Source organism: Streptomyces sp. LX-29, from assembly GCF_029541745.1.
Taxonomy (GTDB): domain Bacteria; phylum Actinomycetota; class Actinomycetes; order Streptomycetales; family Streptomycetaceae; genus Streptomyces.
This window is the reverse complement of the sequence record NZ_CP089746.1, coordinates 4,077,386-4,094,974: the sequence shown is the minus strand read 5'-3', so window position 1 is coordinate 4,094,974 and position 17,589 is coordinate 4,077,386. Positions and strand designations below refer to the sequence as shown.

General features: G+C 74.5%; 13 protein-coding genes, 1 tRNA gene and 1 pseudogene. 6 read left to right on the top strand and 9 right to left on the bottom strand.

What is annotated here, in order from left to right; translation table 11 throughout:
* The first annotated feature begins 155 nt into the window (after nucleotides 1–155).
* On the top strand, nucleotides 156–752 hold the full coding sequence (locus LRS74_RS17655) for a response regulator transcription factor (protein ID WP_277744803.1): 597 nt from the start codon (nucleotides 156–158) through the stop codon (nucleotides 750–752).
* A gap of 33 nt (nucleotides 753–785) precedes the next feature.
* Nucleotides 786–861, top strand: a tRNA-Gly gene (locus LRS74_RS17650).
* 217 nt (nucleotides 862–1,078) lie between these two features.
* Here LRS74_RS17650 and LRS74_RS17645 read toward each other — a convergent pair.
* The 4 genes from LRS74_RS17645 to purD all read right to left on the bottom strand — a co-directional run bounded on the left by LRS74_RS17645 (nucleotide 1,079) and on the right by purD (nucleotide 8,112).
* Nucleotides 1,079–1,978: a phosphoribosylaminoimidazolesuccinocarboxamide synthase gene (locus tag LRS74_RS17645; protein WP_277741902.1), complete on the bottom strand. Its 900-nt coding sequence runs from the start codon at nucleotides 1,976–1,978 to the stop codon at nucleotides 1,079–1,081.
* 104 nt (nucleotides 1,979–2,082) lie between these two features.
* On the bottom strand, nucleotides 2,083–3,666 hold the full coding sequence (locus LRS74_RS17640) for a N,N-dimethylformamidase beta subunit family domain-containing protein (protein WP_277741901.1): 1,584 nt from the start codon (nucleotides 3,664–3,666) through the stop codon (nucleotides 2,083–2,085).
* Between the two features lie 351 nt (nucleotides 3,667–4,017).
* Nucleotides 4,018–6,282 (bottom strand): hypothetical protein, encoded by a 2,265-nt coding sequence (locus LRS74_RS17635; RefSeq protein ID WP_277741900.1) that lies wholly within the window; start codon nucleotides 6,280–6,282, stop codon nucleotides 4,018–4,020.
* Between the two features lie 573 nt (nucleotides 6,283–6,855).
* A complete protein-coding gene (purD, locus tag LRS74_RS17630) occupies nucleotides 6,856–8,112 on the bottom strand; it encodes a phosphoribosylamine--glycine ligase (RefSeq protein WP_277741899.1) in 1,257 nt (418 codons plus the stop codon).
* A gap of 259 nt (nucleotides 8,113–8,371) precedes the next feature.
* Between purD and LRS74_RS17625 the strand changes: the two genes are divergently transcribed.
* Entirely contained in the window at nucleotides 8,372–9,085 is a 714-nt protein-coding gene (locus LRS74_RS17625) for an SLATT domain-containing protein (RefSeq protein ID WP_277744802.1), read from the top strand.
* Nucleotides 9,086–9,253: 168 nt separating this feature from the next.
* Here LRS74_RS17625 and LRS74_RS17620 read toward each other — a convergent pair whose 3' ends face one another.
* From LRS74_RS17620 to LRS74_RS17600, 5 genes are all read right to left on the bottom strand, one after another.
* The gene (locus LRS74_RS17620; protein WP_277741898.1) at nucleotides 9,254–9,904 is read right to left on the bottom strand and encodes a hypothetical protein; all 651 of its coding nucleotides are present in this window, start codon (nucleotides 9,902–9,904) and stop codon (nucleotides 9,254–9,256) included.
* Between the two features lie 234 nt (nucleotides 9,905–10,138).
* Nucleotides 10,139–10,879, bottom strand: a complete 741-nt coding sequence (locus LRS74_RS17615; RefSeq protein ID WP_277741897.1) for a GntR family transcriptional regulator — start codon at nucleotides 10,877–10,879, stop codon at nucleotides 10,139–10,141.
* Nucleotides 10,880–10,995: 116 nt separating this feature from the next.
* A complete protein-coding gene (locus LRS74_RS17610) occupies nucleotides 10,996–12,354 on the bottom strand; it encodes an aspartate aminotransferase family protein (RefSeq protein WP_277741896.1) in 1,359 nt (452 codons plus the stop codon).
* A gap of 219 nt (nucleotides 12,355–12,573) precedes the next feature.
* Entirely contained in the window at nucleotides 12,574–13,419 is an 846-nt protein-coding gene (locus LRS74_RS17605) for a polyphosphate polymerase domain-containing protein (protein WP_277741895.1), read from the bottom strand.
* Nucleotides 13,416–14,075 carry a DUF4956 domain-containing protein gene (locus tag LRS74_RS17600; protein WP_277741894.1) on the bottom strand — a complete coding sequence of 220 codons (660 nt, stop codon included), beginning with the start codon at nucleotides 14,073–14,075 and terminating at the stop codon, nucleotides 13,416–13,418. Before LRS74_RS17600 ends, LRS74_RS17605 begins: the two co-directional genes overlap by 4 nt.
* Nucleotides 14,076–14,230: 155 nt before the next feature.
* Here LRS74_RS17600 and LRS74_RS17595 point away from each other — a divergent pair, with 155 nt between their 5' ends.
* The 3 genes and pseudogenes from LRS74_RS17595 to LRS74_RS17585 all read left to right on the top strand — a co-directional run.
* On the top strand, nucleotides 14,231–14,860 hold the full coding sequence (locus tag LRS74_RS17595) for a DJ-1/PfpI family protein (RefSeq protein WP_277741893.1): 630 nt from the start codon (nucleotides 14,231–14,233) through the stop codon (nucleotides 14,858–14,860).
* Between the two features lie 227 nt (nucleotides 14,861–15,087).
* Complete coding sequence (locus tag LRS74_RS17590) at nucleotides 15,088–15,531, top strand: MarR family transcriptional regulator (protein WP_277744801.1); 444 nt, start codon at nucleotides 15,088–15,090, stop codon at nucleotides 15,529–15,531.
* Nucleotides 15,532–15,636: 105 nt separating this feature from the next.
* Nucleotides 15,637–17,124, top strand: a pseudogene (locus LRS74_RS17585) (serine/threonine-protein kinase); the annotation flags it as partial.
* Nucleotides 17,125–17,589 lie beyond the last annotated feature (465 nt).

Sequence of the window (17,589 nt, the reverse complement as noted above, 5' to 3'; positions counted from 1 at the left end):
ACGTCAGGGCCGGTGCCGGGACCGGGATCAAGAGCACGGCCGAGGGCGAGGGCGGGACCCGGGCGGGCATCGGGGCCGCGGGCGAGAGTGGGGATCGGGCGGGAGTCGGGGTCGCCGGATCCGGAGGCTTGGGCGGGGGCCGTGGGGTGGTGCGGGTGCTGCTCGCCGACGACGAGCATCTGATCCGGGGAGCGCTGGCCGCGCTGCTGGCGCTGGAGGACGATCTGCGGGTGGTGGCCGAGGCCGCGTCGGGGCCCGAGGCGCTGGCGATGGCACGGGCGCACCGGCCGGATGTGGCGGTGCTGGATCTCCAGATGCCGGGGGTGGACGGTGTGGCGGTGGCCACATCTCTACGGGCCGAGCTGCCCGGCTGCCGCACCATGATCGTCACTAGTCACGGGCGCCCCGGGCACCTCAAGCGGGCGCTGGAGGCGGGGGTGCGGGCGTTCGTGCCGAAGACGGTCTCGGCGCAGCGGCTGGCGGAGATCATCCGCACCGTACACGGCGGAAGCCGCTATGTGGACCCGGAGTTGGCGGCCGACGCGATCAGCGCGGGGGACTCTCCGCTGACCGCGCGAGAGGCCGAGCTGCTGGAGCTGGCGGAGGGCGGGACGCCGATCGCGGAGATCGCCGAGCGGGCCTCGCTGACCCAGGGGACGGTCCGCAACTACCTCTCGGCGGCCGCCGCGAAGCTGGGTGCGGAGAACCGTCATGCGGCAGTGCGCATCGCTCGCGAGCGAGGTTGGCTATAGTGGACTTCGCACCGCACGGAAAGCGCGGCGCATGCGGACGTAGCTCAGTTGGTAGAGCGCAACCTTGCCAAGGTTGAGGTCGCGAGTTCGAGCCTCGTCGTCCGCTCCAGAGGGAAAGCCCCGGCCGGGAGGCCGGGGCTTTTTCGTGCGTTCACGGGGCCATCGAGGACCTCGCCTCTCCGCCCGCGGCCCCTCCCCCAGCCCCCCTTGTGTCGTGACGTCGGTCACCGTGGAGGGGGCGGAGGAGCGAGCCGGAGCGGAGGGCCGGGCGGCGGCCCGGCCACCCGACGTCGCGACCGACGTCGCGACCGGCGTTGCGACCGGCGTTACGACCAGGAGAGTCCGGTGAGGCGCTCGTACGCCTCGATGTACTTGGCGCGGGTCTGCTCGACGACCTCCGCGGGGAGCGGGGGCGGCGGCAGCTCGCTGTGGCGGTCCCAGCCGGACGCCGGGGAGACGAGCCAGTCGCGGATGAACTGCTTGTCGAAGGAGGGCTGAGGGCGGCCGGGCTGCCACTCGGCGGCGGGCCAGAACCGGGAGGAGTCCGGGGTGAGCACCTCGTCGGCGAGCACCAGTTCCTCGCCGTCGAAGCCGAACTCGAACTTGGTGTCCGCGAGGATGATGCCGCGGGCGCGCGCGGTGTCACGGGCGCGCCCGTAGACCGCGAGGGTGGCCTGGCGCAGCCGGGCGGCGGTCTCGGCGCCGACGCGGTGCGCCACGTCCTCGTAGGAGACGTTCTCGTCGTGCTCGCCGACGGCGGCCTTGGTGGCCGGGGTGAAGATCGGCAGGGGCAGCTCGGAGCCGTCGGTCAGCCCCTCGGGCAGGGCCAGACCGCAGACCGTGCGGTCCTCCTGGTACTCGAGCAGCCCGGAGCCGGTCAGATAGCCGCGCGCCACGCACTCGACCGGCACCATCCGCAGCGGACGGCAGATCAGGGTGCGGCCGGCCCAGTCGGCCGGGGCACCCTCGGGGAGCTCGGTGGACAGCACATGGTTCGGGACCAGGTCCGCGAGCTGGTCGAACCACCACAGGGAGAGCTGGGTGAGGACCCGGCCCTTGTCGGGGATCTCGGTGGGCAGCACCCAGTCGAAGGCCGACATCCGGTCGCTGGCGACCATCACGAGATCGCCCTTCTCGTTCCGGTAGAGGTCGCGCACCTTGCCGGTGTGCAGGTGCTCAAGGCCCGGCACCTCTACCGGTTCGGGCTTCTCTACGAATCCGGACACGGGTCCTCCTGTGCGAATCGACCAAGTCCCTCGATTGTCCCTCACTCGTCTGACCACCCGCGATGCGGGTGGGAGGCGGTTCGGTCCGGGCGGGTCCACGCGGGTCAGTCGCGCTTGCACATCCGGTCGAGGAGATTGGCCGTCGCGCGCTGGATGCGCACGTCGGCGTGGCCCGGCCGGTCCAGCGCCGGTGACCAGGCGAAGGTGCCCGAGGCGAAGACCAGGGCGCCGCTGGGGGCCCGGTACAGCGAGGTCTCCTGGTGCCGGGTGGCGCCCTCGCCGTCCGTGTACGGGGAGTGCGCCAGCAGGATGCGGCGGGTGTGCTCGGGCAGGCTGGTGCGCGGGAAGTAACGATCTGCCTCGCCCGCGACCAGGCCGGGCAGCTCGTCCCCGTCCCGCGCGCCGGTGGCCTCCCAGAGCCAGTGGTCGGCGTTCCGCACCACCAGCGGGTGCGGCTCCGGTACCCGGCCGGCGTACTGGATGCCGATCAGCTCCTGCTCCGGCGACGCCGTCTCGCGCCACAGCGCCGAGCGTCCGGGGCCTCGGCGCTTGCGGCAGGTCAGCAGCCGGTCCGGGCCGGCGGGTGAGGGGGCCAGCTCGACCTGCCAGTACATGGTGTTGGCGGAGAGGAAGACCAGCGAGGTGCCGGTGTCGCGGGCGAGCTCCACGGTGCGGCGCATCGACATCGACCAGTACTCGTCGTGCCCGGGGAAGATCAGGCCCCGGTAGCGGGTCGGATCGACCCGGCCCGCGTGCAGATCGCGGGTGTCGGCGTAGGCGAGGTCGTAGCCGTAACGCTCGGCCCAGCGGATGAAGTCGTAGGCATGGCCGACGTGCAACGGCAGCCCGGCGCCCGCGTAGGGGCGGTCGAAGGAGACGGTGACGGCCGCGTCCTGCTCGCCCAGCAGCCGGCCCCGCTCGTCCCAGGCGTGGTAGAGGCTGGCCCCGGTGCGACCGTCCTCCGGGTAGAGGTTGTACGCCTGCCAGGTGATCTCGGGGAGGACCAGCAACAGGTCGGCGGGGTGGTGGTCGCGGACCGTGAACGGGATGTGGCTGCGGTAGCCGTCGGCCGTGGTCAGCACGGCGACATACGCGCCCAGCTTCCAGTAGGTGGGGATCTGGAGCCGCCAGGACAGCCACCAGTGGTGACAGGAGACGGTCCGGTCGGCGGTGAGCGGGGGCGGCTGGACGATGCCCGACAGCCGCGGACTGGTGGTGATCTTCGCGGCGCCGTCGCCGCCGTAGTGACCGATGCGATAGACGTCCACGCCGAACTGCTGTGGCGGGTCGACCGTGATCCGGAAGTCGATGGCCTCGCCGGGGGCGGCGGCCGGGGTGGAGGTGAACCCCTTGATCTGACGGTGCACGTCGTCGGCCGTGCGGGGGCCGGAGGAGCGCTGGCTGGTGGCGCGGCCCGCGCGGGCGCCGAGGCGGGCGCCGGACGGACCGCCCGCCCGCGCGCCGGCCGCCGGCCGGGCGTCGGGGAGCCGCCCGCCGGCCCCGGAGACTTCGTGAGTCCCCGCACCGGCCGCGGTGCCGTGGTCCACGTACCACGGCACCATGTGGCCGGTGTCGTCGAAATAGCTCTCACTTCCCCGCAGCCAGGGCAGCGGTCCCTGACCGAAAGGGTCGTTGACCGCATGTGCGAGTGCTCCTGACTCCCAGCGCCGGATCTGCTCCGTGCCCATGCTCGCTCCCCTCCCTGCCTCCCCCGACGGCTGGCTGCTGTCCTGCTGCCTCGCTCACTGTTCTGTAGGTCCGCCCTTACGGGGCCGAGTGACAGCGTTTGGCTACAGCACATCACATAACGCACCCACTCCGTCACTGATCGTCGCGAATTGGCGAGACCGAACTTTCCCGGACGGGACCGAGCGTGATCGCGGACACCGGCCGAGCGTGATCGCGGGCGCCGGCCGAGGCGAGGGCGAACCGACTACCGAGGTCTCTGATCGCGCCAGGGTGACGCGGCCGGGGCGGAGCGACGCCGCCCGGCGTCACCTCGATCGGCCGGCCCGCGTGTCACCCTCCGCGCGGGCGGGTCACACCAGGCGGACGGGCTTGTCCGGGCGCACACCGTGCTCGCCCAGCCAGGCACGCAGCGGCTCGGCGTCGCCGTCCTCCACCAGGCTCAGCACGGGCAGGGTGAGGTCCCCGACCCGACGGCCGCCGACCAGCAGCGCCGGCCCGTCGAGCCAGTCCAGGCCGGGGGCCGCGCCGGCGCTGTCCACGGCGGTGCAGCAGACCATCGCGGTGACATGGTCGGCGAGCAGCTCGCGATCGGTGCGGGGCGGCTGGAGCGGGAACAGGGGGACGAATCCGTCGATCCACGGATCGGTGCCCGAGCCGCCGGAGGCGGCCAGCGGGCCCGGGTCGTCGGAGCCGCCGGGGACCGCCGAGACGGCGGTGGCTCCGGCCGGCCCCGCGGCCGCGGCGGCGACGGCGGCGCCACCGACCCCGGCACGATGAGCCGTCGCCCGGAGATCCGTTCCGACGGCCGTGGCGGCGCCGGACGCGCCGCCGGTCCCGGAGGCCACCGCGGCCACGGCGGACGCGACAGAGGGGGTGGCGGCCACCGGGGCGGGCCCTTGCGGGCCACCGGCGGACCCGGGCTCCTCCCGACGCTCGGAAGCGGCCCCGGTCGGCCCGGTCGAACCGGGTGTCTCCCGACGCTCGGTCGAGGTCCCGGCGGGCCCCGAGGGCCCCGCTCCGGGCCCTGCCGTGTCCCTCTCACCGCCCAGCGCGGCCACCATGGCCGCCGCCCGGCGTGCCGACCGCTCGGCGGCCTCCTCACGGGCCAGCTCGCCGCTGAGCCGCGCGGCCAGCATCTCGCCCGCCCCGCCGGCGTCGTCGCCCTCGGTGAGCCGGTCGATGACATGGGCCAGGGTGGGCCCGACGGGGCGTGCCGCGCCCGGACGCACGGCGTCGGGCGGCGGGAGGTCGTCCAGGACCCGCTGCAGCCGGGCGGACTCCAGCCGCCACTTGCGGTCCACGACCTCCTCCGGATACCGGTCCCAGTCGATGGGCGACCAGTCGGGTCTCGGCTCGGCCGGCCCGCCGTGGAAGAGCCGGGCGGCCAGGAGTGATGTCGCCTCGTCGATGAGCCCCGGCTCCTCCAGCAGATCGCAGGCCGGCCGCTCTCCGAGGCGGGAGGCGAAACCCTCGGCCAGCCGGTCGCGGCGGGAGAGCTCGGTGAGGGCGGCGACGACGCCGGCGTCCAGCCGGGACGGCCAGCGGCCCATCCGCCAGGCGGGCAGCGCCACCCGGGTCAGCAGCCGGTCCCAGCCGGCGTAGGCGAGGCCGACCTGCTCCTGGGCGACGATCCGCAGCCCGTAGTCGACGGTCTGGGCGCGCTCGGAGGCGGCGGCCGCGACGCCGCGCTCCATCTCGGCCGCATGGTCCCGGCAGCCGCGCAGCAGCAGCCGGGCGACCCAGCCGACGAACGCCAGCGCGGGGCGGCGCACGGAGTGGTCGAAGACGACGGAGAGGGCCGCTGCCGCGGCGCTCGAGCGCCGGGCGCCCGACCGGCGGGTGCCCGGCGCGGCCACGGCGGAACGGCCGGCCACGGCCACCGCCGCGTCCAGGCCGCGCACGAAGCGACGGGCGGCGGCTATATCGGGGTGCACGGAGGGGCCGGTGCCCGCCACCACCGGGGCGAGGATCGCCCTCAGCTCGGCGACCCGCATCCACCACAGGAAGGGCGAGCCGATCACCAGCACCGGGGGCCGCGGCACCCGGCGGGCCCGGCCGAGCCCCCCGGAGTCCGCCGGACCGCCCTCCATCTGCCGTCTGAGCCGCGTCGCCGCGTCGGGCCATGCCGCCGCCCCGGCGAGGGCGGCGGGCCCGTCGGCCGGCGGCGCCTCGGCGGCGGACGCCCCGTGCGCCGGATGGGTGCGGTCCTCCAGCCAGCTGTCGCAGTCGGGGGTGAGGGCTATGGCGGAGGGCGGGGGGACGTCCAGCCGGTCGGCGAGGTCGCGCACCAGGCGGTAGAGGTCCGGGGCCATCGCCTCGGGGATGGGCACGGTCGGGGAGAGCGCGGGTCTGGCCCGCACGACCACCGCGGCGACACCGGCCGCCAGCAGCAGGGCCACCACGGCCCCGACCACGGCCACCCAGCGCAGGGCGGTCCAGCCGCCCCCGTCCGAGCCGCCGATCCGCCCGGTGGCGCCCCCGACCAGCAGCACCACGGCCGCGGCGGCCGGCAGGAGCGCGACCGCCAGCGCGGTGCTTCGAATGCGCAACACCGCGAGTGCGCGGACGCGCGCTGCCTGAGCACCTGCTTCCGGACCTGTCACGAGTCTGATCACCCCCTACTGCCCTGCCGATGAGTGAAACCAGCGGACGCCGGCGGCGTTGCTCTTACTCCCCCACTGTCACACCGGACACCGACACCGCAATGCCGGTGGGCCACTTGCCGCAGCGCTCCTGAGCGGCACCCTAGTTGGGGCCCGCGCGTGCGTCAGCAGGATGGGGTAGCGGTCACTCGATGGAATGGCCTTGGGCAGAGTGAGGCAACCATCTGGGCTTTCGCGCACGAAAGCCCGCCGAAAGTGATCACGAACGAACACCGCCCGGACGAAAACCGGACTGACTTCGTCCGATTCCAGTCGGTGGCGGGCCTTCGAGGGGCCACGGGGAACTGGCGGACGCGACCAGCCGCTGGCGCGTCCCGGGTACCGCGGCCGCCACGCGGACCGTTGCCGCCACGCGTACCGCGGCCGCCCCCGCGCGGATGCGCACTGGAGCGCGCGCATCGCCCGCCCTCGCGGCCGCGCACGCACTCCGACCCCGCCCGCACACACCGGGGAGTGACCCGAAGAGCGCGCGACAGCCGCTCACAGCGCCCGGAGGCGAACCGGGCCCTGGAAAAGGGGCGCCGGCTAGGCGGAGGCCGCCTTCTCGGCGATGTCCGAGCGGTGGTGCGAGCCCTCCAGGGTGATGCGCGCGACCGCGCGGTAGACGCGCTCGCGCGCCGTCGCCAGGTCGGCGCCGGTCGCGGTGACGGAGAGCACCCGGCCGCCCGCGCTGACCACCTCGCCGGACTCGGCGTCCCGCCTGGTGCCCGCGTGCAGCACGTACGCCGTCGGGGCGTCCTGCTCGGCGACCTCCGCCAGGCCGTCGATCGGGTCGCCGGTGCGCGGGGTGTCGGGGTAGTTGTGGGAGGCGATGACCACGGTGACGGCCGCGTCCTCGTGCCAGCGCAGCGGCGGCTGCGTGTCCAGCCGGCCGGTGGCCGCGTTCAGCAGCACGCCGGCGATCGGCGTCTTCAGACGGGCCAGGACCACCTGGGTCTCCGGGTCCCCGAAGCGCGCGTTGAACTCGATCACCCGCACCCCGCGCGAGGTGATCGCGAGCCCCGCGTACAGCAGCCCGGAGAAGGGCGTGCCGCGCCGGCGCAACTCGTCGACGGTGGGCTGGAGCACGGTCTCCATGACCTCGTCGACCAGCCGCGGGTCCGCCCACGGCAGCGGGGAGTAGGCCCCCATGCCACCGGTGTTCGGGCCCTCGTCGGCGTCGTAGGCGCGCTTGAAGTCCTGCGCGGGCTGGAGCGGCAGCACCGTCTCACCGTCGGTGATCGCGAACAGCGAGACCTCGGGGCCGTCCAGGAACTCCTCGATGACGACCCGCTCGCAGGCCAGGGCGTGCGCCCGGGCCGCCTCGACGTCGGAGGTCACGACCACGCCCTTGCCGGCGGCGAGACCGTCGTCCTTGACGACGTACGGCGCGCCGAAGGCGTCCAGGGCCTCGTCGATCTCCTCGGGGGTGGTGCAGACGTAGGCGCGCGCGGTGGGAACGCCGGCGGAGGCCATCACGTCCTTGGCGAACGCCTTGGACCCCTCCAGCTGGGCGGCCTGCGCGGACGGGCCGAAGGCGGGGATCCCGCGCTCCCGCAGCACGTCGGAGACGCCGGCGACCAGCGGCGCCTCGGGGCCGATGACCACCAGGTCCGCCTCCAGGGCGGCGGCCAGGTCGGCGACGGCCGCGCCGTCGAGCGCGTCCACCGCGTGCAGCGTGGCCAGCTCGGCGATGCCTGCGTTGCCGGGGGCGCAGTGCAGCGCGGTGACGTCGGGGTCGAGCGAGAGGGCGCGGCACAGGGCGTGTTCGCGGGCGCCGCCGCCGATGACGAGGACCTTCACGGTAGGCACCCTATTGCCTCTCGGTGGCGGCGCTCCGCGCGGGCGCCCCCCGCGGGGTCGGCGCGGCGGCGCGAAGACGACCGGGCACACTCTTTCGGGTGAGGTCAAGGACGCGCCTATACCCGACCACCGCCACGTACGAGCGGAATTCTCGCGATCTTGTCCGCGAGGCCAACCGTTCGGCGGTAGGAATGGAGGCTGCGCGTTCTTAGAGAGACATGCAGCCGCAGCAGGGAGTGCACGGGTGAGTCAGCCGGAGATGCAGCCCGAGGGGCCCCCTCGGCAGGGGCGCGGGGGCAAACAGGGCGACCTGCTGGGTCGGCCCTTCCCGCACGGCGACTGGGGCGAGCCCGCGGAACGGCTCGACGAGCTCTACCGGTGGGTGGAGAGCGGCGCGCTGCGGGTGGCCGACTGGTATCTCGCCGACCGGGTCTGGAAGCGGCGCACCGCGCACGCGCTGCGGATCGGGGCCACGGTGGGCGCGGTGGTCGGGGCGTCGCTGCCGCTGCTGGATCTCAACGGGCTGCTGGACGGCGGCGCCGCCTGGGGCTATCTGGCGCTGCTGTTCGCGGTCGCCTGCGTGGCGGCCGACCGCTGCTTCGGGCTGACCGCGGGCTGGATGCGCGATGTGGCCACCGCCCAGGCGGTGCACCGACGGCTGGAGGCGCTGCAGTTCGACTGGGCGTCGGAGAGCGTGCGGGAGGTGCTCGGCCCGGCCGAGGGCACCGCGAGCGAGGCGGCGGAGCGCTGTCTGACCGTGCTGCGGCGGTTCAGCGAGGATGTCTCGGAGCTGGTCCGCACCGAGACCGCGGACTGGATGGTGGAGTTCCGCTCCGGCTCGGCGCCGCTGTTCACCCAGTCCCTGGCCTGGAGCGCGCGGCCGGACAGCCCGCCGCCCTCGAACCGCTTCCCGATGCCGCCGGCCACCCGTCCGAACATGCCGCGGCAGCGCCCCCCGGAGTCGCCCCGCTGACCCGTCCCGCGAAGAGCGCGCGCACCCGGCCCGCGCACGGCTGCCGGGCCGGCCGACCAGTCCCGCCGAGCCGACCAGGCTCACCGAGCCGACCGGACCCACCAAGCCGACCGGACCCACCGAGCCGACCGGGACGACCGAGGCGGCCGAAGCGAGCGGGGCGACCGCTCAGCTGAAGACGATCATCGAGCCCTGCCCCAGGCTGCGGGTGGCCGCCGCGTGCAGCCCGAGCCATACGTGCCGCTCCCGCGCGAAGGGCCCGGCGTCGTAGGAGATCGGTGCCGCCGGCTCCTCCAGGCTGGTGGGACGCGGCGGGGGTGCCGGGGCCGCCGGCGGGTTGCCGGGGTCGATGCCGAGCGCCGGGGCGACCGCGTGGAGTTCGCGCAGCAGACCGTGGCTGGACCCCAGGGGGCCGCCGCCCTCCAGGAGTTCGTCCGAGGAGAGTGGAGCCGCGAAGTCCACCGGGACGTACGCGCCGGCGTGGTCGTAGTGCCACACCAGGTGCGACTGCTTGGCGGTGGACTCGAACATCTCCAGCAACTGCTCGTAGTCGCCCCCCAGTTCGTCGACCGGGGTGACCGCCAGCCCGCACAGCTGGAGCAGGTAGGCGCGGCGGAGGAAGTGCAGCGCGTCGTAGTCGAAGCCCGCCACCGGGGCGACGTCCCCGGAGAGCCCCGGCATATAGCCGAAGACGGGCACGGGCGGCAGCCCGGAGGCGCTCAGCGCCCGGTCGTAGACCGCGATCTCCTCGGCGAAGGGGTTGTCGGGGCTGTGGCACAGCACATCCACGAGGGGGACCAGCCAGAGGTCACAGGCCACGTGATCTCGCTCTCGTTCGAGGTCGGCGTTTGCGTGGTCGGCGTTCGGAACCGGCGTGGGATCGGAGTCGGCGTCGGCGTGCACGATCGGAGTTCTCCGACGACGGCTGGAGCCGAAGAGCCGGCCGGATCAGCGTAGTCCTCCGGCTTCGCTCCGCGAAGCGTGCGGTACGGCCGTAATTCGCCCCGAAGTCGGATCAAGAAGACGGATCATCTGGACCGTTCGGGCGTCCGATCACGCCGGCGCCGCGCCCGTGGCCAGCTCCTCGATCAACGCCAGCGAATGCGCGTTGTACGCCGCGATGATGCGTTCCGCCTCCGCCGCGTCGGCGCGGGTCACCGCGTCGGTCAGCTCGCGGTGCCGGGCCCACAGCCGGCCGGTCAGGTCCGGCACCCGGCGCAGGAACGGGACGGTGAACACCCAGCTCTGCACCCGGAGCCGCTGGAGGAAGTCCGAGACGTACGGATTGCCGACCAGCCCCACGAGCTCACGCCAGAACCGCATGTCGTAGCCGATGAGGATGTCCAGATCACCGAGGCGCGCGGCGCGCTCGGCCTCCTCCGCCCGGCGGCGCACCGACGCCAGCGCCTCCGGCGACACCTCGCTCAGCACCCGATCCGCGTAGTGCTGGAACATCCCCTCCGAGATCAGCGAGCGCGCCTGGACCATGGCGCGGAAGTCGTCGAGGGTGAACTCGTGCACGCGGAAACCGCGGTGCTCCTCGACGTCGAGCAGCCCCTGGGCGCACAGGTCGATCAGCGCTTCGCGTACCGGAGTGGCGGAGACGCCGTACTGGTCGGCCATCTCCTTGACCGTGAACTGGCGGCCGGCGGGGAGCCGGCCCGCGATCACCTCGTCGCACAGCGCGTCGGCGATCTGTTGCCGCAGCGTGCTGCGCCTGACCGGGCTGGCGCGGCGGCCGGTGCCGGGTCCGGCGCCGGGACTGGTGCCTGGGCTGCTGCCGGGCACGGGCATCGATGACCGTCTCCTTCGTGCTCTGGTCCGGCCGTCCCGCGCCTCGCGCGCACGCGCGACACGACGGCCCTCGCCTCACGATATGCGAGGGCCGTCGCGTGGAGTACAGCTGTGATCTACGCCGCGTGGGCGTCGGCGGCCGTCAGCGCCTCGTCGAGGACGGCCAGCCCCTCCTTGGCCTCGGCCTCGCTGATGGTGCAGGCCGGGACCACATGCGTGCGGTTCATGTTGACGAACGGCCACAGCCCGCGCTGCTTGCAGGCCGCCGCGAAGTCCGCCATCGGCTGGTTGGCCGGGCCGCTGGCGTTGTACGGGACCAGCGGCTCGCGGGTCTCCTTGTTCCGCACCAGCTCCACCGCCCAGAAGGCGCCGAGGCCGCGCACCTCGCCCACCGACGGGTGGCGTTCGGCGATCTCGCGCAGCCCGGGGCCGATGACCTTCTCGCCGATCTCCGCGGCGTTCTCCACGATCCGCTCCTCCGCCATCGCGTTGATGGTGGCGACGGCCGAGGCGCAGGCCAGCGGGTGGCCGGAGTAGGTGAGCCCACCGGGGTAGGGCCGCTGGTCGAAGGTGGCGGCGATCTCGGCGGAGATCGCCACGCCGCCGAGCGGGACATAGCCGGAGTTGACGCCCTTGGCGAAGGTCAGCAGGTCCGGGACCACCTCGAAGTGGTCGGCCGCGAACCAGGCGCCGGTGCGCCCGAAGCCGGCCATGACCTCGTCCAGGACGAAGACGATCCCGTACCGGTCGCAGATCTCCCGGACGCCGGCCAGGTAGCCGGGCGGCGGGACCATGATGCCGGCGGTCCCTGGCACGGTCTCCAGGATGATCGCGGCGATGGTCTGCGGACCCTCGAAGGCGATGGTGTCCTCCAGGTGGCGCAGCGCCCGGTCGCGCTCCTGCTCCTCGGTCTCGGCGTGGAACGGCGAGCGGTAGAGGAACGGGGCCCAGAAGTGGACCACGCCCGCGGAGGCGGTGTCGGAGGCCCAGCGGCGCGGGTCGCCGGTCAGGTTGATCGCGGCGGCGGTGGCGCCGTGGTACGAGCGGTAGGCGGAGAGCACCTTGTGCCGGCCGGTGTGCAGCCGGGCCATCCGTACCGCGTTCTCGACCGCCTCCGCACCGCCGTTGGTGAAGAAGATCTTGTCCAGGTCGCCCGGGGTCCGCTCGGCGATCAGCCGCGCCGCCTCGGACCGTACGTCCACGGCGAAGCCGGGGGCGATGGTGCACAGCTTCGCGGCCTGTTCCTGGATGGCCGCGACGACCTTGGGGTGTTGGTGCCCGATGTTGGTGTTGACCAGCTGGGAGGAGAAGTCGAGGTAGCGGTTGCCGTCGTAGTCCCAGAAGTACGAGCCCTCGGCGCCCGCGATGGCGAGCGGGTCGATGAGCCCCTGAGCGGACCAGGAGTGGAAGACGTGGGCGCGGTCGGCCGCCTTGACGGCCTTCCCGACCTGAGGATCAGCGTGCGGAGGGGTCATGGGGCCCAGCGTATGGATCTCCGGCCGCCCGCAGACACCGCCAAGGTGTATGGCTTAGGCCACTTCGCCCGGCATCCTGTCGGGCGAAGTGGCCGCCGCCGGCGCCCTCCGGCACCGTCTTCCGGCGCCCGCCGCGGCTCCCGTTCAGCGTGGAAAGGGCTCCCGCCGAGTGTCAGCGCACGTCCCCGCTCGCCGCGGGAAAACGGCTCCCGCCGAACCTCAGCGCACGTCCCCGCACGGCGCGGGGAGCGCTCCCGCCCAGCGCGGGAAGGCGCGGCGGGCGGCGCGACGCCAGCGGTTGCCGGGGAGCGCCGGGCGCAGCGCGGCCAGCGCCCCGCAGTACTTGGTGAAGACGGCTGGCCGCACCCCGTGGGCGTGCAGGAAGTGGTCGGCCTCGGTGAGGTGCCCGGCCGTCTTGGTCTCCACCAGGACCAGATCGCTGTCGCAGTGGACGGCGGCGCCCAGCGGGACGTCCCGGCAGATCAGCCCGGTGTCGCAGGTGACGCGCTCGCCGTCGGCCACCAGCGTGGCCCGCCGGTAGTCGGTGGTGAGGGAGGGGCGCAGCTCCGCGGGCGGCTCGATGCCGTACGCGCGCTCCAGCGCGTCGGCGAGGAAGGCGCGGAACGGGGCGTCCAGCGGGGTGGCCGCGCCGGTGAGCGGGCACCGCTGTTTGACCGTCTCCCCGCGCCCGCCCTTGAGCTTGATCTCGAACTGCCGCTCCCCGGAGTCCTGGTAGACCCGCTCCCGGATCTTGAAGCGCAACCGGCGCCCCTGGCGGTGGTCGTGGAACGAGCGGAGGCCGGGGGTGTCGTAGTAGACGGAGTGGTAGCGGAACCAGCGCCGTCCGTCGATGGTGAGCGCCCGGAAGGGGCCGCCGGGGCGGTCCGGGGCGGTCAGGTGCGCCGCGAGTGCGGTGAAGACCGTGGCGGGCACCAGGTAGCAGCGGTCGATCCGGGCGAGCAGCGCGGAGCGCTCGTTGACCTCGGCGAGCGAGATGGGGCGCGCGCCCTGGATGGGCCCGCTGACCGCCGCCGGCTCCGGCGGCGGCGCCACCGGCGTGGTCACGCCGCCTCCCAGGTGGGGGCGACCCGGCCGGGACGACGGCCCGGGGCGGACTGTTCGGCCGGCCCGGGGTGGTCGGCGCGGGCGGCCCGCGGCACCGGCAGGTGCTCGCGGTAGCGCACGTCGACGACGGTCAGGTCGCGGACGAAGTCGACCTCCATGACCGTCCAGTGGAGCGGCTCGCCGAGCCGTCGGGCGAGGTCGGCGCGGAGCGCGGCGGGGTCCTCGTGCACCGCGTCGAGGGTGACGACGGTGCGCCGGGAGCGGGCGTACAGCCGGGGGTGGTCGGCGACGTAGAGCACCAGCAGGAGCAGGGCGGCCAGTGGGGCCGCGACGGAGAGCCCCAGGTGCGGCAGACCGCAGATGAGACCGAGGACGAGGGTGGTGAAGTAGTACGCCACCTCCTCGTGCTGGATGGCGTCCGAGCGCAGCCGGATCATCGACAGCACGCCGAAGAGGCCGAAGCCCAGCGCCATGCCTCCGTTGCCGCCGACCCGCGCGAGCGCGGCGACGACGGCGAACAGCGCGACGTTCAGCGCGAGGTAGGCGGGTATCAGGTCGCGGCGCCGATGGCGGGGGTAGTACACCGCGAAGGTCAGCAGGGATACGGCTCCGAGGTCGAGTGCCAGATGAACGCCGAGCTGCGGCAGGAACTCCATGGATCCCCTTTTCCGTGTCGGTTCGACTACAGAACGTAGGAAACTTTAGGTGAACGGAAGGCAACCGGAGGGTGAATGAGCGAGTTCTTAACATGCATTGACAGCAGCCTGTCTTTTTGACAGCCTACTGTCATACGAGCTACCGAGGAGGAGCAATGGGACAGCAGACGGTGCATGTGGCGGTCTACGACGCGCTCGCCGACTGGGAGGTCGGCTTCGCCACCGCCCACATCCGCGAGACCTCCTACCACCGCCCGCCGCGCGCCGGATTCGCCATCGCGACCGTCGGACTGAGCGGGGAGCCGGTGGTGACGATGGGCGGCATGCGGATCCAGCCCGACCTGACGGTCGACGCGCTGCGGCCCCAGGACAGCGCCCTGCTGATCCTGCCGGGCGCCTCCACCTGGGACACGGGCGACACCAACGCCCCCTTCGCCCGCGCGGCCCGCGCCTTCCTGGACGCGGACGTTCCGGTGGCGGCGATCTGCGGCGCCACGGCCGGCCTCGCCCGGGAGGGGCTGCTGGACGACCGGGACCACACCAGCGGCGCCGCCGGGTATCTCGCGGCCACCGGCTATCAGGGCGGAGATCGCTATCGCGAAGCGGCGGCCGTGACGGACGGGAATCTGGTGACGGCCGGCCCGACCGAGCCGGTGGCCTTCGCCCGGGAGGTCCTGGCCCTGCTGGATGTATACGAACCGGAGGTGCTCGACGCCTGGTACCGGCTCTTCTCCGCCTCGGACGCGAGCGCCTTCGGCGTGCTGGCCGAGGCGGCGCAGCGATGAGCGCCGACGCACCCCGGGCCCGACGCGCCTCCCGAACGGAGCGGCAGTCTGACGCCGCGTCGGCCTCCGCGGCGGAGCGGACTCCCGACACCGAGCGGGCCCCTCAGCCGGCCTCGGCCTCCCAGGCCGGACGGACTCCCGGCGCGCGGCCGACTTCTGACGCCCCGGGGGCCGCCGCGGCGGAGCCGGCTTCCGGCGCGGACGCGGCCGCCGCCGAGGTCCCGGCGCTGCTCAGCGCGACCGCGCTCACCACCTTCCGGCTCAACGGCCAACTGCTGGCGGTGTCCGAGCGGCTGGCGTCGCCCGCCGGGCTGACCGCCGCCCGCTGGCAGGTGCTCGGCGCCGTGCTGGGCGAGCCGCTGTCGGTCGCCGGGATCGCCCGCGCGATGGGCATCACCCGGCAGAGCGTGCAGCGCGTCGCGGACCTCCTCGTCGAGGCGGGGCTGGCCGAGTACCGCCCCAACCCCGCCCATCGCCGGGCGAAGCTGCTGGCTCCGACCGAGGAGGGTTACGCGGCGGTGCGGCGGATCGTGCCCGGACACCGCGAGTTCGCCGGGCGGCTGGCCGAAGCGCTCGGCGGCGCAGAGGAGTTGCGCGAGGTGACGGAGGCGCTACGGCGGCTGTCGTGGGCGCTGGACACGCTGGAGCCTCCCGGGGAAGTGACTCCGTAGAATACGGAACCGATAACGGATTGTGCGCGTGGTCCCCAATGCTCACCGCCGCCTCATATTCTCAGGCGGGTCCGGCGAGGGTTGAACAGGGAAGGAACAGCGCACATGGAAGACCTGGGGGCGGAGGACCCTCGTTGGATCGGTGAGTACCGGCTGCTGCGGCGCCTCGGCGCGGGCGGTATGGGCCGGGTGTTCCTGGCTCACTCGGCGCGCGGCCGCACCGTCGCGGTCAAGCTCGTCCAAACCGAGCTGGCACAACAGCCGGAGTTCCGACGCCGTTTCAAGCAGGAGGTCAAGGCGGCGAAGCGGGTGGGTGGCGAGTGGACCGCACCGGTCCTCGACGCCGACACCGAGGCGGCGACGCCCTGGGTCGCCACCGGCTACATCGCCGGTCCCTCGCTGCACGCGGTCATAGCGGAAGGCGGCCGGCCGCTGCCGGAGCGCTCGGTGCGGATCCTCGGCAACGGGCTGACCCGCGCGCTCCAGGACATCCACGGGGCCGGTCTGATCCACCGTGACCTGAAGCCCTCCAACATCCTCGTCACCATCGACGGGCCGCGCGTCATCGACTTCGGCATCGCGCGCGCCCTGGAGACCGTCACCGACGGCATCATGACGCGCAGTGGCGCGGTCGTCGGCTCCCCCGGCTTCATGTCGCCCGAGCAGGTCCGCGGCGAGCGGGTCACCCCGGCCAGCGACATCTTCTGCCTCGGCTCGGTGCTGGCCTTCGCGGCCACCGGCCGGCAGCCCTTCGCCGCCGCCACCAGCGGGGTGCACGCGGTGATGTACCGCATCGCCCAGGAGGAGGCGGACCTGACCGGTCTGCCCGAGGGGCTGCTGGACCTGGTGACGGACTGTCTGGCCAAGGACCCGGAGGCGCGTCCCACGCTGGACGAGCTGCTGGAGCGCACGGCCACCCCGGAGGACGAGGAGGTGGACCCGGGCGAGCCGTGGCTGCCGGGCAGCCTCGTCGCCCAGCTCGGCCGGCACGCGGTGGAGCTCCTCGACGCGGAGTCCCCCGCCGCCCCGGCACACCCGGGCGTGCCCGCGCCGCCCGGCGCCCCGCCCACCGCGGGCGGCGGTGGAACGGTCCCGCCGCCCCCGACGACCCCGCCGGGCACCGGTGCCACCCCGCCGCCTCCGTCCGCCCCGGCGACGCCCCCGCCGCCCTCGGCCGCTCCCTCGGCGTCGGCGCCGGCCACGCCCCCGCCGCCGACCGTTCCGCCGCCACCGGCTGCCCCGGCGGCCCCGGCGGCCCCGACGTCGTATCCGCTCACCCCGCCGGCGGCGCCGGCCACCCCGCCGCACCCGCACACCCCGCCGGGCGGCGCGCCGCCGGCCACGCCCGCCGCGGGCCAGGCCACGCCGCAGAACGACACCCCGGCCGCCCCCGCGACCCCGGCCACACCGGCGACCCCGGCCGCCGCCACCCCGCACACCCCGCACACCCCGCCGTCCGGCGCACCCGTGGCCCAGCCCGCCACGCCGCCGGCGGCAGCGCCCGCGGCCCACGCGGCGCCGCCGGCCACCCCCGTGGCCCAGCCCGTGGCCCAGCCCGCGACCCCGGCCGCGTCTCCCGGCGCCCCCGCCGGAGCCGCCACGCCGCACGGGTTCGCGAACCCGCCGTCCGGACAGCCGGTGCCGAGCACGCCGAGCACCCCCGCCGGACCGGCCACGCCGCCGGCCGCCGGCGGCGGAACTCCCGCGGCCGCCCACGGCACACCGGCCGGCCCCCCGGCGCCGACCCCGCAGGCCCCTCAGGCCCCGCAAGCTCCGCAGACCCCGCAGGCCCCTTCGGCCGCCGGGGGCGCCACACCCGCGGCCGCCGTCCCGGCCGGCGCCGTCCCGGCCGGCGCCGCGTCCGCCGGTGAGCCCGTGTCCACGCCTCCGCCCGGCTTCGGCCCGCCCGCCATGGCGTCGTTCGCGGCCTCCGGCGGGGAGGGGCACACCCCGCCGGGCGGATCGACGCCCCTCGGCCCGGTCGTCGGCGGCCCCACCCCGCCCGCCCCGCCCGCGAAGCGGCGCAAGCGCACCGCGCTCATCGTGACGGCGGCCGCC

Coding starts and splice junctions, on each gene's coding strand:
- LRS74_RS17640 (WP_277741901.1), bottom strand. CDS start 3,666: ATGGGCACGGAGCAGATCCGGCGCTGGGAGTCAGGAGCACTCGCACAT.
- LRS74_RS17625 (WP_277744802.1), top strand. CDS start 8,372: ATGCAGCCCGAGGGGCCCCCTCGGCAGGGGCGCGGGGGCAAACAGGGC.
- LRS74_RS17615 (WP_277741897.1), bottom strand. CDS start 10,879: ATGCCCGTGCCCGGCAGCAGCCCAGGCACCAGTCCCGGCGCCGGACCC.
- LRS74_RS17610 (WP_277741896.1), bottom strand. CDS start 12,354: ATGACCCCTCCGCACGCTGATCCTCAGGTCGGGAAGGCCGTCAAGGCG.
- LRS74_RS17600 (WP_277741894.1), bottom strand. CDS start 14,075: ATGGAGTTCCTGCCGCAGCTCGGCGTTCATCTGGCACTCGACCTCGGA.
- LRS74_RS17595 (WP_277741893.1), top strand. CDS start 14,231: ATGGGACAGCAGACGGTGCATGTGGCGGTCTACGACGCGCTCGCCGAC.